This window comes from Streptomyces yokosukanensis, assembly GCF_001514035.1.
Lineage (GTDB): Bacteria > Actinomycetota > Actinomycetes > Streptomycetales > Streptomycetaceae > Streptomyces > Streptomyces yokosukanensis.
Window position 1 is genome coordinate 1 of the sequence record NZ_KQ948290.1, and the last position, 905, is coordinate 905.

Here is a 905-nt window from a genome sequence, read left to right on the forward strand (position 1 = left end):
GGGGCGATGGTGCGGCCCTCGCGTGCGGCGGCTTCCCAGTCGCGCCGTTTGAGCTGGTACTTCTCCGAGTCGAGGTACTCCTCGCTGCCTTCCCTCAGGGGGGTGTTCTCGCACAGTTCGTAGCCGCTGTAGACGCCCCAGGTGGGGGAGAGGGTCGCGGCGAGCACGGCGCGGACCTCGAAGGCGGGCCGGCCGCCGTGCTGGAGGAAGGCGTGCAGGATGTCGGGGGTGTTGGCGAAGAGGTTCGGCCGCATGTAGGCGGCCGCCTCGCCCGACAACTCGCTCAGGTACTCGGTGAGTTCGTGCTTGCTGTTGCGCCAGGTGAAGTAGGTGTAGGACTGCTGGAAGCCGATCTGGGCGAGGGTGTGCATCATCGCCGGCCGGGTGAAGGCCTCGGCCAGGAAGATCACGTCGGGGTCGTCGCCGTTGATCTCGGCGATGACCCGCTCCCAGAAGACGACCGGTTTGGTGTGGGGGTTGTCGACGCGGAAGATCCGCACCCCGTGGGCCATCCAGTGCCGCAGGATCCGTACCGTCTCGGTGACCAGGCCCTCCATGTCCGCGTCGAAGGCGACGGGGTAGATGTCCTGGTACTTCTTGGGCGGGTTCTCGGCGTGGGCGATGGTGCCGTCGGGCCGGTGGTGGAACCACTCGGGGTGCTTGTGGACCCAGGGGTGGTCGGGCGAGCACTGCAGGGCGAAGTCGAGTGCGACCTCCAGGCCCAGCTTCCGGGCCTCGGCGACGAAGTGGTCGAAGTCCTCGACGGTGCCGAGTGCGGGGTGGACGGCGTCGTGGCCGCCCTCGGGCGAGCCGATCGCCCAGGGCACGCCCACGTCGTCCGGGCCCGTGGTGAGGGTGTTGTTGCGGCCCTTGCGGAAGGTGGTGCCGATCGGGTGGATCGGTGG

The 905-nt window shown here is 68.8% G+C and carries 1 protein-coding gene; it reads right to left on the bottom strand.

The features are described from left to right. Positions 1-905 (bottom strand): alpha-amylase family protein (locus AQI95_RS44235; RefSeq protein WP_482255599.1); only part of this gene is annotated, 905 nt, incomplete at both ends.